Consider the following 16073-nt stretch of genomic DNA (forward strand, 5'->3'; position numbering starts at 1 on the left):
GATCTCGTTTGATCCGTGTCGATCCATGACGTTTCCCCCACATACCTCCCGCACCCCCCAGCCGACTTGTCTCAGAGGGCATACATGGTGAGTGTTCAATCGCCTCCCGGTGACAGTGAACTTCCCTACGCGCGCGTGCTGTTGCTGCCGGCCATACTGATGGCGGTGGCGACCGGCGCCGCAGTCGCGGCGGTGACCGAGCCGGCCCGGGGCGCGGTCGCCCTGTGCGGCGGCTTCGCCACGCTGCTGGTCATCGCGATCGGCGGCGAAGCGGTCCGTCGCGGCCGTGTCGCCCGCGACCTGCGGGCCGAGTTCGCGGGCCGAGCCGCCTCCCTGGAACAGCGCGTCGCCGCCCACGACCAGGAGATCGTGCGGTTCACCCAGGAGACCCTGCCCTACGCGCTCGACCGACTGCACGACGGGGACTCCCCCTCGGAGGTCGTGCGGACCCTGGGCCGCGACAACCCGGACCTCCGCGACATCCCCAAGTCCCAGAAGGACTTGCTGAAGAAACTGCTCAAGATCGTCGACACCGAGGAGTCGATGCGCGACGCCGCGCAGCGCTCCTTCGTCAACATCGCCCGGCGCGTCCAGGCCATCGTCCACCAGCAGAACAACGAACTCCGAGAGATGGAGGAGGACCACGGGCGCAACCCCGAGGTCTTCGACGACCTGCTGCGCATCGACCACGGCACCGCGCTGATCGGCCGGCTCGCCGACTCCATCGCGGTGCTCGGCGGCGGCCGTCCCGGACGCCAATGGCCCGAGCCCGTACCGCTGTTCAGCGTGCTGCGCGGCGCGATGTCGCGCATCCTGGAGTACCGGCGCATCGAGCTGCACAACATCGTCGACGTCGCCGTCACGGGCGTGTCCGTCGAACCGCTCATCCACGCCCTGGCCGAGCTCCTGGACAACGCCACCCGGTACTCGCCCCCGCACACCAGGGTGCACGTCACCGCGATCGAGGTGCAGACCGGCGTCGCCATCGAGATCGAGGACGGCGGCGTCAGCCTCAGCGACGAGGCCCGCGGCAAGATCGAGGAGCTGCTCCGGCTGGCCGCGGCGGGTGTCGACCCGAACGTCATGGGCCAGGCGCCCCGGCTCGGCATGGCCGTCGTCGGACGACTCGCGCAGATGTACAACATGCAGATCTCGCTGCGGCAGTCCGCGTACGGCGGCGTCCGCGCCGTCATCGTCGCACCGCGCGCCATGCTCACCGACGACTTCGCCCCCGGTCTCGCGCACGGCATCGGAGCCACCTCCGTGGCCGGCATCGACAACGGAGGGGTCGAGGGTCCGGCGCGCAAGCCCAAGAAGCGCCGGCCGACCACCGGTCCCCGGATCCCCTCGTCGAGCGGCGACCCCCGCGAGGACGACGTCCCGGTGGTCACCGAATGGACGCCGGGCGGTCTGCCGCAGCGCCGCAGCCGGGTCAAGGTCCCGCTCAGCCAGCGCTACGCCGAGGCGGCCCGCGCGGAGCGGGAGGCAGCCGGCGGCGCCGACCCGTGGGAGCCGGAACCCGAGCCCGAACCGGACGAGAAGGAGCCCGAACCCGGCCTGTGGGTCGAGGCGTTCATGAACGGACTCAAGGGTGACCCTGACCCGACCGCATTCAGCACGGACAACCAGCCGGCCCCTGCCGAGGCCGACGACGAGGGGGACCTCAAGTGATCCAGCAGCGAGCCAACTTCGACTGGATGCTCAAGGAACTCGCCGACGGAGTGCCGGGCATCCAGCAGATCGTGGTGCTCTCCGCCGACGGACTGCGCATCGCCCGCTACGGCGGCGACCCGGACGCGGCCGACCGGGTCGCCGCGGCCTGCGCGGGCCTGCAGAGCCTGGCCGGGGCCGTCGCCGGCGAGATCCCGAGAAGCGACGGCCGGATGCGGATGGTCATCATCGAGATCAACGGCGGCTACTTCTACCTGATGTCGGCGGGCCCCAACGCCTATCTCGCGGTACTCGCCAACCAGACCGCGGAACCCGGGCTGATGAGCAACCGCATGCGCGACCTCGTCGTACGGATCGGCGCCCATCTGACGAGTCCGCCGCGGCGCAACGGGCAGACCGTATGACTCCTCCGCAACGCCGGCGGCGCCAACCCAAGGAGCGGCCCCCGGAACCTCCCGCAGCGGTCCTCCCCCTCGCCGGCTCGGAAGGCCGCGAGGGGGAGGACGACCAGGGCAAACCGAAGAACCCCGAGCGGCTGTACGTGCTCACCGGCGGCGGTGACGCCGGCGACCGGGCCGAGCTCGACCTGGTCACGCTGGTCGTGACACGTGCCGCCCCACCGCAGCCCGCCACCCAGCCGGAGCAGTCGGCGCTGCTGCGGCTGTGCAGGGCCCCTTTGTCCGTGGCCGAGATCTCGGCCTATCTCAATCTGCCGTTCAGCGTGGTGACCGTCCTGCTCACCGAGCTGCTGGCGGCCGAACTGGTACAGGCGCGCGCCCCGATCGTCCGTCAGGCGCTCCCCGACCGTTCCCTCCTCGAAGCGGTGATGCATGGACTTCAAAAGCTCTGACACCGTCACGGGTCCTCGCGCCGAGGACCACCTGCCGCACACCGCGCAGGCGGCGGTGAAGATCGTGATCGTGGGCGGCTTCGGAGTCGGCAAGACGACCATGGTGGGCTCCGTCAGCGAGATCAAGCCGCTGACGACCGAGGAGACCATGACGCAGGCCGGCATCGGAGTCGACGACAACTACGGGTCCGAGACCAAGACGGCCACCACCGTGGCCATGGACTTCGGCCGGATCTCCATCACCGACCAACTGGTCCTCTACCTGTTCGGTACTCCGGGCCAGGAGCGCTTCTGGTTCCTGTGGAACGGCCTCTTCGAGGGAGCGCTCGGCGCGGTCGTGCTGATCGACACCCGCCGGCTGGAGGTCAGCTTCGACGTGATCGGCCGGCTGGAGGAACGCGGTGTTCCGTTCGTCGTCGCGATAAACGACTTCCCCGACGCGCCCCGGTACCCGGTCGAGGACCTGCGGGCCGCGCTCGACCTCTCCGAAGAGATCCCGATCGTGAAATGTGACGCGCGTCGCAGGGCGTCGAGCCGCGACACGCTGATGACCCTGATGCGGTTCCTGCATTCCCTGGCGATGACTTCGGCGCGCGTCTGAACGCCGTACGGTGAAACGGCATCCGTTCGCCAACTCCCCATTCACAGAACGCAATTGAGCTTCGGAGCGATCATTGTGACGACCGAATCCCATTCTCCGGCCGGTACCGAAGAACCCCCGCTCGGCGCCCCGCCCCCCGGCTGCCCCGCCCATGGCATCCGCGCCGGCGGCGGACCCGGTGTCGGTCCGGGCGGACTGCGCCGCCTGTACGGGCCCGAGGCGGAGGACCTGGACGCGCTGTACGAGAAGCTGCGGGCCGAACACGGCCCCGTCGCGCCCGTGCTGCTCCACAACGACGTACCGATCTGGGTGGTCCTCGGGCACGCCGAGAACCTGCACATGGTCAGCACGCCCGCGCACTACGCGCGCGACAGCCGGCTGTGGACCGCCGTCCAGGACGGCACGGCGGGCGACGACCATCCGCTCGCCCCCCATATCGCCTGGCAGCCCATCTGCTCGCACGCCGAGGGCGACGAGCACCTGCGGCTGCGCGGAGCCGTCACCGGCGCCATGTCGACCATCGACTTCCGCAGCCTGCGGCGCTACATCAACCGCGCCACGCAGCGCCTGGTCAACGTGTTCTGCGAGCTCGGCGAGGCCGATCTGGTCGGACAGTTCGCCGAGCACCTGCCGATGTCCGTGCTCTGCGAGATCATCGGCATGCCCGAGGACTACAACGACCGCATGGTGCAGGCGACCCGTGACCTGCTCAAGGGCACCGACACCGCGATCGCCAGCAACGAGTACGTCATGGGCGTGCTGACCCAGCACACACTGCGCCGCCGTGCCGAGCCCGAGGACGACTTCACCAGCCATCTCATCAACCACCCGGCCCGGCTCACCGACGACGAGGTGGCCCAGCACCTGCGGCTCGTCCTGCTCGCGGCGTACGAGGCCACCGCCAACCTCATCGCCAACGTGCTGCGCATGGTGCTCACCGACCCGCGATTCCGCGCCCAGTTGAACGGCGGGCAGATGACCGTGCCCGAGGCGGTCGAGCAGTCCCTGTGGAACGAGCCGCCGTTCAGCGCCGTCCTCGGCTACTTCGCCAAGCAGGACACGGAGCTCGGCGGTCGGCGCATCCGCAAGGGCGACGGACTGCTCTTCGGGATCGCGCCGGGCAACGTCGACCCCCGCATCCGCCCCGACCTGGCCGCCAGCATGCAGGGCAACCGCTCCCACCTCGCCTTCGGCGGCGGTCCGCACGAGTGCCCCGGACAGGACATCGGCCGCGCCATCGCCGACGTCGGCGTCGACGCCCTGCTGCTGCGGCTGCCCGACGTCGAACTCGACTGTGACGAGGGCGACCTGCGCTGGCGGGCGTCCATGTCCTCGCGCCACCTGGTCGATCTGCCCGTGCGGTTCCAGCCCAAGCCGACGCAGGACGTCATGCAGCGGCCCTCCGTCCGCGCGCTGCCCCCGCAGCGGTCCCACTGGCAGGTCACGACGGACGGTTCGGCGCCGGCCTCGCCCATGTCGCAGCCGGTGACCCCGCCGCCCGTCCCGGCCCCCGAGCCCGCCCGGCTCGGCGCCTGGCAGCGGCTCCTGCGCTGGTGGCGCGGCTACTGATCCCCGGTGGTCCGGTCCGACCAGGCGTCGTACGAGGCCCACGCCTCCAGTACCCGCCCGCTCACGAACCGGTGGGCCCGCCCGGTGACCGGATCGGTGAACTCCAGTGCCCGAGCCAGCAGTTGGAGCGGGCGCCGGAAGTCGCCGGCCGGCACCGGACCGGTCACCACCGGGTACAGCGGATCGCCGAGGATGGGCACACCCGACGCGCTCATGTGCACCCGGAGCTGATGGGTCTGACCGGTACGCGGGGTGAGCCGGTAGCGGCCCAGCCCGTCCCGGTGTTCCACCAGTTCGATCCCGGTGACCGCGTTCGGCTCGCCCGTCACCTCCCGCGCGGCCATCACCCCGCGCTCCTTGAGGATGCGGCTGGTGACCGTGCGCGGCAGGGCGAGAGCGGAGTCGTACGGCGCCACGGCCTCGTACTCCTTGCCGACCAGCCGGTCGCGGAACAGCGACTGGTACGCGCCGCGTTCCTCCGGCCGTACGGTGAACAGCACGAGTCCGGCGGTCAGCCGGTCGAGGCGGTGCGCGGCGCCCAGCTCGGGCAGCCCCAGTTCCCGGCGCAGCCGGGCGAGGGCTGTTTCCGCCACATGGCTGCCGCGAGGTGTGGTGGCGAGGAAGTGCGGCTTGTCGGCGACGACGATGTGCTCGTCCCGGTACACCACGTCGAGCGGGAACGGCACCGGTTCCTCGTCGGGCAGCTCCCGGTGGAACCACAGGAACATCCCCGGCGCGTAGGCCGCTTCGGCGGTGAGCGGCCGTCCGTCCTCGCCGACGATCTGACCTTCGTCGATCATCGTGTCGATGACCCCGTCGCCCGCCGCGAGCCGCTCCACCAGGTACTCCCGCACGGTGGGCCGGCTCCCCTCCCGCGGCAGTCTGATCCGCACGGGGTCGACCCCGTGGCGCTGCGGGAGGGGAGAGGGCGGGATCCGGGGCTTGCGTCTCACCCGGTCAAGCGTACGAGGCCGGGACCACCTCGGGAGCCCCGGCCGCCGTCGCCCGAGCCCTGAAGGCCCGATACCCGGCGCCCGCGGCCAGCGTCAGACCGAGGAAGAGCAGGGTGAACCAGCGGAAGTACCAGTGCCCGCCCGCCGGGTCGTACACCGCGGCGCGCGGCCACGCCAGGTTGACCGTCATGAAGAGGCCGTAGACGAGGGCGAGCGCGTTGACGGGGACGCCCCAGCGGCCCAGGGAGAAGAGCGGGGCGCCGGTCTCGTCGGTGCCGTCCGCGGTGAACCGCCCGCGCAGCCGGCGCACCAGGAGCGGGCCGGTGACCATCGCGTACGCCAGGTACAGCATCACGATGCAGGTGGTGCCGATCGCCAGGAACGCGTCCGGGGAGGCGAAGTTCAGGAGCAGCAGGGCCGCCGCGAGGACGCCGACGACCAGGGCGGGGGCGCTCGGCATGCCGGTGCGCGGGTCCACCTTCGCGAGACGGCCCGAGAAGGGGAGCCGGCCGTCGCGGGCCATCGAGAAGAGCATGCGGCAGGCGGCGGTCTGGATCGCCAGGGTGGCCACCGCGATGGCCACCACCACGTCGGCGAGCAGTGCCCGGCCGACGCCGTCGCCGAGGCTGCTGGTCAGGACGTAGCTGAGTCCGTCGACGCCCAGGCGGCCGTCGGTGAGGCTCGGGGCGGCGAGCAGTCCGCCGAGCACGATCAGTCCGCCGAGCAGGCCCGCCGCGCCGAGGGCGGTGAGGATCGTGCGCGGTGCGGTGCGCCTCGGGTGGTGGGTCTCCTCGCTCATCTCACCGGCGCTGTCGAAGCCGATCATCACGTACGCGGCCATGAACGAGCCGACCATCAGCGCCCCCAACAGGCCCGTGCCGCCGGCGGCACCGGTGTGGAAGGTGATGCCGGGGGAGCGCTCGGAGTGGGTGAGCAGCAGCACGATGATCAGGACGGCGCCGATGATCTCGGCGGTGACGCCGACTCGGTTGATCGCGGACATCACCCGGTTGTCGAGGACGTTCACCAGCGTGGTCAGGACGAGCAGGACGACGCCGAGGACGGCCGCGTTGGCCGCGCCGTCGGGACTGGTCGGGGCCGGATCGCTGCCGACGAGCTGGAAGCCGGACCAGATCGCGGGCAGCACCATCTGCAGGGCGAGCGCCGCCGCGGCGACCACCACGATCTGCCCGATCACCATGATCCAGCCGGCGAACCAGCCGAAGGAGGGGTTCGAGAGACGAGAGGACCACTGGTAGATCGCGCCGGAGATCGGGTAGCGCGCGGCCAGTTCCGCGAAGCAGGCGGCGACCGCCAACTGGCCGATCAGCACGGCCGGCCAGGTCCAGAAGAAGACCGGGCCGCCGAACGCGTACCCGAAGGCGAAGAACTGGAAGACCGTCGTGAGGACGGAGATGAAGGAGAAGCCGGCGGCGAACGAGGCGTACCGGCCGAGGCTGCGGTGCAGCTCCTGGCGGTAGCCGAACTCGGTCAGGGAGCGGTCGTCGGTGGACTCCGGCGGATCGGGTCGTACGTCGGAGGGGGCGGTGGTGGTCACGGCGGCACCTGCCTTCGGCGCGGAAGGGAGAGGGATTCCCAGGAATTCCTGTCGGGTGACAGAAATTAGGGAGGCCCTGTTTCGCCCGCGTGACGCGGCCGTGTCGCCGACGGGCCGAAGTCCTCACGTGTCCGCAGCCCTGGCTCCGACGCGATACATCGTGTCTGTTGACGCGGGCGTCCGGTCGCGCGGGCGGTGGCCGGTCGAGCTCGTGGGTGGGGTGCGGCCCGCGGTGGTCGCCCCGCCCGGCTGCCCGTACGTACGTCAGGAGGCGGCCCGCGTCACGCGGGCCGCCTCCTGGTGGCGTACGGGGGACGCGCCGGCGTCAGGCCGACGCCTCCTGCTCCGCCTCGACCTGGGCGTTCCACTCGCGCTTGCCCGCCTGCCAGCCGTCCTCGTTGTGACCGAGGCGCCAGTAGCCGGAGATGGACAGGTCGTCGCGCGAGATCCCGCGCTCGACCCGCAGCAGCCCCCGCAGTTCCTTCACGAAGCCCGCCTCGCCGTGCACGAACGCGTGCACCCGGCCCTCCGGGAACTCCAGCGCTCGTACGGCCTCCACCAGCGCCGCGCCCACGGGCCGGTCACCGCGGTGCAGCCAGACGACCTCCGCGGCGGAGTCGATCTTCTGCTCCTCCTCGGGTCCGGAGACCTCGACGAACGCGCGGACGACGGCGGCGTCGGGCAGCGACTCCAGCGCGGCGGCGATCGCGGGCAGCGCGCTCTCGTCACCCGCGAGCAGATGCCAGTCGGCGCTCGTGTCGGGCGCGTACGCGCCACCGGGTCCCATGAACCGGACGACCTCGCCGGGCTGCACCCGAAGCGCCCACGGCCCGGCGAGTCCCTCGTCGCCGTGCACCACGAAGTCCAGTGTCAGCTCGCGCACTTCGGGGTCCCAGGCGCGCACGGTGTACGTCCGCGTCACCGGCCACTGCTCGCGCGGGAACTCCTCGCGAATGCGCTCCATGTCGAAGGGCTCGGGATACGTGACACCCGCGGGACCGAAGAGCAGCTTCACATAGTGGTCGGTGCTGGTGCCCGCGGCGAAGTCCGCGAGAGTGTCGCCCCCGAGGACCACCCGTTGCATGTGGGGGGTCAGCCGCTCGGTCCGCACGACCTTCGCGGAGTGGGGCTTCCGGGGCTTGCGTTCCGGGCGCTCTGCCATGACTGCCTCCTGATTCACATGCTTAGGCTTACCTAAGTTAGCATCCCTTCCTCTGTGACACCTATGCATGAGGCGGTGCCCGTCGTGCCAGAAGTGTTCGGCTAGGTCTGCAGGGTCGTGAGCAGGCGGTGCAACGAGCCGCCCAGGCCCCAGCGCTCGGCCAGTTCGTCGAGTGCGGCGGGATGCGCGGGCGCGTGCGGCAGCGCCGTGTCCACCTCGGGCAGCGGTACGTCCCCGGCCACCTTGACGACCGTCGGCGCCACGGCGAGGTACGGCCGCGACTCGTCCAGACGCTTGCGCTGAGAGGGCGTCAGCTTGGCCTTGGGGTCGTCGACCGCGGCCATGATCCCGGCCAGGTCGCCGAACTCGGCGAGCAGTTTGGCGGCCGTCTTCTCCCCGATGCCGGGCACCCCGGGCAGTCCGTCGCTCGGGTCGCCGCGCAGCAGGGCCAGATCCGCGTACCCCGGGCCGTCCACGCCGTACTTCTCGCGCAGCCAGGCCTCGTCGGTGAGCTGGAGCGTGCCGACGCCCTTGAGGGGGTACAGCACGCGCACTTCCCGCTTGTCATCGACGAGTTGATACAGGTCACGGTCGCCGGTGACGATGTCGACCGGGCCCGTGGCGCGGCCGGTGAACGTGCCGATCACGTCGTCCGCCTCGTACCGGGCGACCCCCACGCGCGCGATGCCCACCGCGTCCAGGACGGCCTCGATGACGGGAACCTGCGGGGAGAGCGTGTCCGGCACCTCCTCCTCGTCCGGGCCTGTCTCCGTCTCCACCGCGACCCGGTGCGCCTTGTACGACGGGATCAGGTCGACCCGCCACTGCGGGCGCCAGTCCGCGTCCATGCAGGCCACCAGGTCGTCCGGGCGGTGGTCCTTCACCAGGCGGTCGATGAACTCCAGCAGCCCGCGCACGGCGTTCACCGGAGTGCCGTCCGGGGCCTTCACGGATTCCGGCACACCGAAGTAGGCGCGGAAATACAGCGAGGCGGTGTCGAGAAGCATGAGTCGTCGAGTCTGCGTCGTCACGTTCCGCATCATGCCGTACGCCACTGACAGTGACCTGGACCACTCCCGTGTTTGCTCCGTGTAAGCGTGGGCAGGCGCCGCCTCTGAACGGACTCGGTTGTGCATTCAACCGTCACCAGCCGTCGGGAACGTCGAAACCGTTGGTCCAACCCGTTCCCCGCGTTCGAACGAGAGGCACACGTGTCATCCAGGCTTGAGGCCGATCATCTGTACAAGGTGTTCGGAAGACGATCGAAAGCGTCCGTGGAGCGGCTCCGCCAGGGGGCCGACCGTGAGGAACTGCGCGCCGACGGCATCACCGCCGCGGTGATCGACGCGTCCTTCACGGTGGAACCGGGGCAGATCTTCGTCGTCATGGGCCTGTCCGGATCCGGGAAGTCCACGCTGCTGCGCATGCTCAACGGACTGCTGGAACCGACCGCGGGGCAGGTGCGCTTCGACGGCCAGGACCTCACCGCGCTCAGTGCGCGCGAACTGCGCGAGGTCCGCTCCCGGAAGATCAGCATGGTCTTCCAGCACTTCGCGCTGTTCCCGCACCGCAGCGTGCTGGAGAACGCCGGTTACGGTCTGGAGGTCCAGGGTGTACCGGCCGCCGAACGCAGGGAACGGGCGGCCACGGCCCTCGAACTCGCCGGACTGGCCGGCTGGGAGAAGTCCTGGCCCGACGAACTGTCCGGCGGAATGCAGCAGCGCGTGGGGCTCGCCCGCGCGCTCGCCACCGACGCCGACCTGCTGCTCATGGACGAGTCGTTCAGCGCGCTGGACCCGTTGATCCGACGGGACATGCAGGACCAGCTCATCGAGCTCCAGAAGAAGCTCAAGAAGACCATCGTCTTCATCACGCACGACCTCAACGAGGCGATGCGCCTCGGCGACCGGATCGCCGTCATGCGGGACGGCCGCATCGTGCAGATCGGCACCGCCGAGGACATCCTCGTCCGGCCCGCCGACGACTACGTCGCCTCCTTCACCCAGGACGTCGACCGCTCACGGGTGCTGACCGCGGGCGCCGTCATGGACACGCACGTGCGCGGCGACGAGGCCGGCTGCACCTGCGAGACCGCCGCACCGGACACCTCGTTCGTGGACCTCTGCGCGATCAGCGCCCGGCTGTCCCACCCGGTCGCGGTCCTCGACAAGGAGCACACTCTCGTCGGTGTCGTCCCCCGGCAGCGGCTCGTCGGCTTCCTCGGCGACGAGCAGGGCACGCCCGAGCCATGTCCCGGCTCGCGCGGCGCGGAGGTGAAGGCCGGTGCCTAGGATCCCCTTCGGCGACTGGGTCAACAGCGCGGTCGACTGGCTGCTGAACCACATGGCGTGGCTCTTCGACTTCCTCAAGACCGTGTTCTCGGGCACCTACGACGGCATCGACGCCGTCCTCCAGGCGCCCCAGCCCCTCCTCCTCGCAGGCATCTTCGCCGTCGTCGCCTTCTGGCTGCGCGGCACCTCGGCCGGTGTCCTCACCTTCGTGGGCTTCGCCTTCATCGACTCCCTCGAACTGTGGGAGGACGCGATGGTGACCCTCTCGCTGGTCCTCGTCGCGACGCTCATCGCGCTCGTCGTGTCGGTACCCGTGGGCATCTGGGCGGCCCGCTCCGACCGGGTCAGCGGCATCGTCCGGCCGGTCCTCGACTTCATGCAGACGCTGCCCGCGATGATCTACCTCATCCCGGCGATCCTGTTCTTCGGCACCGGTGCCCCCGCCGGCATCGTCGCCACCCTGATCTTCGCGCTGGCCCCCGGTGTCCGCATGACCGAGCTGGGTATCCGGCAGGTCGACAAGGAACTGGTCGAGGCCGCCGACGCGTTCGGCACCACCCCGCGCGACACGCTGCTGCGTATCCAGCTCCCGCTGGCGCTGCCCACCGTCATGGCGGGCGTCAACCAGGTCATCATGCTGGGCCTGTCCATGGCCGCCATCGCGGGCATGGTCGGCACCGGCGGTCTCGGCGGTGACGTCAACGAGGCCATCGGGCAGCTGAACGTCGGCCTCGGTTCCGAGGCGGGCGTCGCCATCGTCATCCTCGCGATCTACCTGGACCGCATGACCGGCGCGCTGGGCACCCAGGTCTCCCCGCTCGGCCGCCGTGCCGCCGCCAAGGCGCGCGCCGCGCAGGGTCCGAGGATCTGGTCGTACCGCCCCCGGCCCGTCGTGGCCATGGCGGGTGTCGTCGTACTCGCCCTGGTCGCGGGCGGCATGGGCGTCCTCGGCGGTGCGGGTTCGACCTCCACCGCGGCCGACGGCGAGAACGTCGGCCAGGGCAAGAAGGTCACCATCGGCTACATCCCCTGGGACGAGGGCGTCGCCTCCACCTTCCTCTGGAAGGAGATCCTGGAGGAGCGCGGCTACCAGGTCGACGTCAAGCAGTTCGACGCCGGCCCCCTCTACACCTCGCTCGCCCAGGGCGACGTCGACTTCGAGACCGACTCCTGGCTGCCGACCACGCACGCCCAGTACTGGAAGAAGTACGGCAGGCAGCTCGACGACCTGGGCTCCTGGTACGGCCGCACCTCGCTCGAACTGTCCGTGCCCGCCTACATGAAGGACATCGACTCCCTGGAGGACCTCAAGGGCAGGGCCGGCACCTTCGGCGGCAGGATCACCGGCATCGAGTCCAGCGCCGGGATGATGGGCCTGCTCAAGAGCAAGGTGCTCAAGGAGTACGGGCTCGACAAGGAGTACAAGGTCGTCGACAGCTCCACGCCCGCGATGCTGGCCGAGCTGAAGCGCGCGTACGCCGCGAAGAAGCCGATCGTCGCCACGCTCTGGTCGCCGCACTGGGCCTACAGCGACTACAGGCTGAAGAAGCTCAAGGACCCGAAGGGCGCCTGGGGCAAGGGCGACGGGGTGCACACGCTGTCCCGCAAGGGCTTCGCGCAGGACAACCCGGTCGTCGGCACGTGGCTGAAGAACTTCAGGATGACCGAGAAGCAGCTCACCGGCCTCGAAGCCGAGATCAACAAGGTCGGCAAGGGCAAGCAGCAGGACGCGGTGCGCGCCTGGCTGAAGAAGAACCCCGGAGTCGTGGACAAGCTGGCCCCGGTCAAGAGCGCTTCCGCCGCCACCCCGGCCGAGGCGAAGCGCCCGCTGGACGTCGCCTGGTTCCCCTGGGACGAGGACGTCGCCGTCACCTACCTCTGGAAGAACGTGCTGGCCCGGCGCGGCTACACGATCGACCTCAAGCAGATGGACGTCGGCCCGGTCTACACCGGCCTGGCCTCCGGCGATCTCGACCTCAACTTCGACGCCTGGCTGCCGTACGCCCAGTCCAACTACTGGGACCAGCACAAGAAGGACCTGAACGACCTCGGCACCTGGTACAAGCCGACCTCCCTGGAGGTCGCGGTCCCCTCGTACGTGAAGGACGTCAAGTCGCTCGCCGACCTCAAGGGCAAGTCGAAGACCTTCGGCGGGAAGATCATCGGTATCGAGCCGGGCACCGGTGAGATGAACCTCCTGAAGAAGAAGGTCCTTCCGGGCTACGCACTGGACAAGGAGTACAAGGTCGTCGACGGCTCGACGCCGGCGATGCTGGCCGAACTGAAGCGCGCGTACGCCAAGAAGGAGCCGGTCGCGGTCGTGCTGTGGTCGCCGCACTGGGCCTACAGCGCGTACAGGCTCACCAAACTCGCCGACGACAGGAAGCTGTTCGGCGAGGGCAACACGATCCGTACGATCTCCAGCAAGAAGTTCCCGGGCCAGTACCCGAAGCTCACGGAGTGGATCAGGAACTTCAGGATGAGCGAGGCCGAACTCGGCGGCCTGGAGAGCGAGATCAAGCAGCGCGGGCAGGGGCACGAGGAGGACGCCGTGGCCGCGTGGCTCAAGGAGCACCCGTACATGGTGCGGAGGATGACACCGCAGTAGGAGGCGAGCGGTCCACCGCGAGACGCGGCGAACGGTTCGCGCCGAGGCGCGGTGAGCGGTTCACTCCGAGGGGTGGTCCTTGTCGTACGGGTTCCCTTGACCCGTACGACAAGGACCACCCCTCTCGGCGTTCCCGGGGACCGCGGACGCCGTCCGCATCCTGGCGGAGCCCGGTCCGCACGTCTGGGCGACGACACCGGCGGTCACGCACTGGCGTACGAGAGAGATCCGGACAACCGTGACGCGGTACGCGACCGTCCCGTCCCGGCAGGCTTCCGGCCCCCGGCGTCGGCCCCGCGGCCGGCGTGCCGCCCCGCCCCGCGCACGGCCGTGAAGGCCCGCCGCACGTCGACTCCGTGCCCGGCGGCACGGCCGGCCATCGGCCGCCGAGGGCCGCGAAGCGAAGCGGAAACGCCAACTGCGCACCGGGAGAACGGACTTCACGCCCGGAGCGAGCCATCGGCGGGCCCGCACGCACATCCCGCCCTGGTGATCGGCCCTTTCGTCCCGTCCGGGAGGAGCGCGGCCGCGGGCGTGCGACGGCTTGCGCGGTGGCGCGAACTGTAACCCTCACACTCCCTCGATGTGACAGCGATGTGACGGGTGCATGAAACGGTTTGCCGAACATGCGTAGGGTGCAAACAACTCATCAGAAGCGGCGGACCGGAAATCCGGACGGTTCGCGGACCGACGACGCGAGGGAGGGAGCCGGAGCCATGGGCGACCACAAAGAACAGCCCCTTCGGGTGGGTGCGGCCGTACGGCGACGACGTCGGGCACTGCGGCTCACCCTCGCCGTCGTGGCCGAGCGCAGCGGCCTGTCGGTGCCCTTTCTCAGCCAGGTGGAGAACGAGCGGGCGCGGCCCAGCAGAAGTTCCCTGGAACGAGTCGCCGACGCTCTCGGCACCACCGCCGTCGAACTGCTCGCCGCCGCCGACCCGGCGTGCAGTGTCGATGTCGTACGCGCGGACGCGGGCGCCGAGTTCACCCCCGAGGCCCACGCGCGCCCGCTGGTGCGCGGCCACCACCAGTTGCACGCCGTCGAGTTCACCGGCGACCACGAAGAGGGACGCGAACTCCAGCACCGCAACGACAAGTTGATGTACGTCGCCGACGGTGCCGTCGAGGTCGAGGCGGAGGGGCGGGCCCATCGGCTCGGGCGCGGCGACACGCTCTATCTGACGGGCGGGGTCCGGCACCGCTGGCGCGCCACCGTGCCGGACACCCGGGTGATCGTCGTCGAGGTCGCCGATCACATCGACGCGGTGGAGGACCGGCACAACTCCGGCAGGCGCTGAGCGGCGCGGCCGGGGACGGTCCGCCCGAGGACGCCGCGGGAGAGGCGCCCGTGGTCGTACGGCGGGCGGGAGCGGCCGGGTACCGCCCGGCCTCCGCGGGAGCGGACGGGGCGGGAGCGGACGGGGCGGGAGCGGACGGTTCGCGAGAGGACGGCGGGGGAGTGAACGGCGCGGGAGAGGCGGACGGCTGTGCGGGTGGTGTCCCTCGTGCCCTCGCTCACGGAGGCGGTGGCCGAGTCCGTACCCGCCGTCCTGGTCGGTGCGACCGACTGGTGCAGCCGTCCCGCGGACCTCGACGTCGTCCGGATCGGGGGCACCAAGAACCCCGACGTCGACGCCGTCGTACGGCTCGCGCCGGACCTCGTCGTCGCCAACGAGGAGGAGAACCGGGAGCCCGATCTGGCCGCTCTGCGGGAGGCGGGGATCGAGGTACTGGTCACCGAGGTGCGGGACGTGCCCGGGGCCTTCCGTGAACTGGACCGGGTGCTCGGCGCGTGCGGCGTGCGCGGCCGGCCGCGCTGGCTGGACGCGGCGGAGGCCGCCTGGGCGGAGCCGCCCGCACCCACCCGCCGGATGACCGCGATCGTCCCCGTCTGGCGGCGGCCCTGGATGGTGCTGGGCCGGGACACCTTCGCCGGAGACGTCCTCGCCAGACTCGGCGTCGACAACGTCCACGCCCGCCACGAGGACCGCTACCCCCGCATCGCGCTCGCCGAGCTGACCGCGGCGGCCCCGGACCTCGTGGTGCTGCCCGACGAGCCGTACCGCTTCACCGCCGACGACGGTCCCGAGGCCTTCCCCGGAGTGCCGTGCGCCCTCGTCGACGGACGCCTGCTGACCTGGTACGGACCGTCACTGGCCGAGGCCCCGGCACGGCTCGGCGAGGCGCTGCGAGCGGCTCGTCCACGGAGGTAGCTTCGCGGCACGGCGGGCGGGAACGACGAGCCGACATCCGCGAGGCCTTCCGCTGTCCCGCCCGCGCCCGGTCACCTTGCGACGGGTCGACCGGTGTCAGCCGGTGGAGGCACGAGAGCGAACCGCGGGGGGCCGGTCGTCGCGGCGGTCGTACCGCAGCGACGGCCGGTGCAGGATCTCGCCGAGCCAGTCGGTGGTGAAGGCCGCCAGGACCTCGGGCGGACCGGTCAGCTCACGGGGCACGATGTCCGGGTGCTCCTGCGTGAATGCGAAGTTGCAGATGTGCAGTTCGGTGCAGCGTACGGTGTCCGCCTCAAGGGACGCGCCGAGCACGAGGAAGCGTGACCGCTGGTGGCTGAGGTCCACGACGAGGCGCATCTCGTCGTGCTCCCTGGTGTCGCCGTCGTCGTCGGGTTCGTCGTGGGGAAAGAACAGGACGTATGTGTCGTCCGGCGGACAGGGCCATTCCGCGGCGCCCCGGCGAACCAGGCGCAGGAACTCGCGCTGGGACGGATCGCAGTTCTCAGGGATTTTGTCGCGTTCGTCGAACTCGAACCAGAGGGGGTCCATGGGAGGCATCGTAGGGTCCGGCCGGCC

At 70.6% G+C, this 16073-nt stretch carries 14 protein-coding genes; 9 read left to right on the plus strand and 5 right to left on the minus strand.

The window, feature by feature from the left end; genetic code table 11:
- Nucleotides 1–84: 84 nt before the first annotated feature.
- The 5 genes from OHT01_RS31630 to OHT01_RS31650 all read left to right on the plus strand — a co-directional run bounded on the left by OHT01_RS31630 (nt 85) and on the right by OHT01_RS31650 (nt 4691).
- Nucleotides 85–1671: a sensor histidine kinase gene (locus tag OHT01_RS31630; RefSeq protein ID WP_328556515.1), complete on the plus strand. Its 1587-nt coding sequence runs from the start codon at nt 85–87 to the stop codon at nt 1669–1671.
- A complete protein-coding gene (locus OHT01_RS31635; protein WP_328556516.1) occupies nt 1668–2075 on the plus strand; it encodes a roadblock/LC7 domain-containing protein in 408 nt (135 codons plus the stop codon). The genes OHT01_RS31630 and OHT01_RS31635 overlap by 4 nt, the downstream gene beginning before the upstream one ends.
- Complete coding sequence (locus OHT01_RS31640) at nt 2072–2521, plus strand: DUF742 domain-containing protein (RefSeq protein ID WP_328556517.1); 450 nt, start codon at nt 2072–2074, stop codon at nt 2519–2521. Before OHT01_RS31635 ends, OHT01_RS31640 begins: the two co-directional genes overlap by 4 nt.
- Complete coding sequence (locus OHT01_RS31645; RefSeq protein ID WP_328556518.1) at nt 2502–3122, plus strand: GTP-binding protein; 621 nt, start codon at nt 2502–2504, stop codon at nt 3120–3122. The genes OHT01_RS31640 and OHT01_RS31645 overlap by 20 nt, the downstream gene beginning before the upstream one ends.
- Before the next feature lie 75 nt (nt 3123–3197).
- Nucleotides 3198–4691: a cytochrome P450 gene (locus tag OHT01_RS31650; RefSeq protein WP_328556519.1), complete on the plus strand. Its 1494-nt coding sequence runs from the start codon at nt 3198–3200 to the stop codon at nt 4689–4691.
- Here OHT01_RS31650 and OHT01_RS31655 read toward each other — a convergent pair.
- The 4 genes from OHT01_RS31655 to OHT01_RS31670 form a co-directional block, all read right to left on the minus strand.
- On the minus strand, nt 4685–5644 hold the full coding sequence (locus OHT01_RS31655) for an RluA family pseudouridine synthase (RefSeq protein WP_328556520.1): 960 nt from the start codon (nt 5642–5644) through the stop codon (nt 4685–4687). The genes OHT01_RS31650 and OHT01_RS31655 overlap by 7 nt on opposite strands.
- Before the next feature lie 4 nt (nt 5645–5648).
- A complete protein-coding gene (locus OHT01_RS31660; RefSeq protein ID WP_328556521.1) occupies nt 5649–7202 on the minus strand; it encodes an amino acid permease in 1554 nt (517 codons plus the stop codon).
- Nucleotides 7203–7527: 325 nt separating this feature from the next.
- Nucleotides 7528–8364, minus strand: coding sequence for a siderophore-interacting protein (locus tag OHT01_RS31665; RefSeq protein ID WP_328556522.1), 837 nt, complete (start codon nt 8362–8364; stop codon nt 7528–7530).
- Nucleotides 8365–8465: 101 nt separating this feature from the next.
- Nucleotides 8466–9404, minus strand: coding sequence for a 5'-3' exonuclease (locus OHT01_RS31670; RefSeq protein WP_328558340.1), 939 nt, complete (start codon nt 9402–9404; stop codon nt 8466–8468).
- A gap of 171 nt (nt 9405–9575) precedes the next feature.
- Between OHT01_RS31670 and OHT01_RS31675 the strand changes: the two genes are divergently transcribed.
- The 4 genes from OHT01_RS31675 (at nt 9576) to OHT01_RS31690 (ending at nt 15476) form a co-directional block, all read left to right on the plus strand.
- Nucleotides 9576–10655: a quaternary amine ABC transporter ATP-binding protein gene (locus tag OHT01_RS31675; protein ID WP_328556523.1), complete on the plus strand. Its 1080-nt coding sequence runs from the start codon at nt 9576–9578 to the stop codon at nt 10653–10655.
- Complete coding sequence (locus OHT01_RS31680) at nt 10648–13263, plus strand: ABC transporter permease/substrate binding protein (protein WP_328556524.1); 2616 nt, start codon at nt 10648–10650, stop codon at nt 13261–13263. Before OHT01_RS31675 ends, OHT01_RS31680 begins: the two co-directional genes overlap by 8 nt.
- A gap of 716 nt (nt 13264–13979) precedes the next feature.
- Complete coding sequence (locus tag OHT01_RS31685; protein WP_328556525.1) at nt 13980–14561, plus strand: helix-turn-helix domain-containing protein; 582 nt, start codon at nt 13980–13982, stop codon at nt 14559–14561.
- Between the two features lie 189 nt (nt 14562–14750).
- Entirely contained in the window at nt 14751–15476 is a 726-nt protein-coding gene (locus tag OHT01_RS31690; protein ID WP_328556526.1) for a helical backbone metal receptor, read from the plus strand.
- Between the two features lie 96 nt (nt 15477–15572).
- On the opposite strand, the gene OHT01_RS31695 is transcribed toward OHT01_RS31690, so the two are convergent.
- Nucleotides 15573–16046 carry a hypothetical protein gene (locus tag OHT01_RS31695; RefSeq protein WP_328556527.1) on the minus strand — a complete coding sequence of 158 codons (474 nt, stop codon included), beginning with the start codon at nt 16044–16046 and terminating at the stop codon, nt 15573–15575.
- Between the last annotated feature and the right edge of the window lie 27 nt (nt 16047–16073).

The sequence above is a fragment of the Streptomyces sp. NBC_00358 genome (genome assembly GCF_036099295.1).
In the GTDB taxonomy this organism is placed as follows: Bacteria; Actinomycetota; Actinomycetes; order Streptomycetales; family Streptomycetaceae; genus Streptomyces.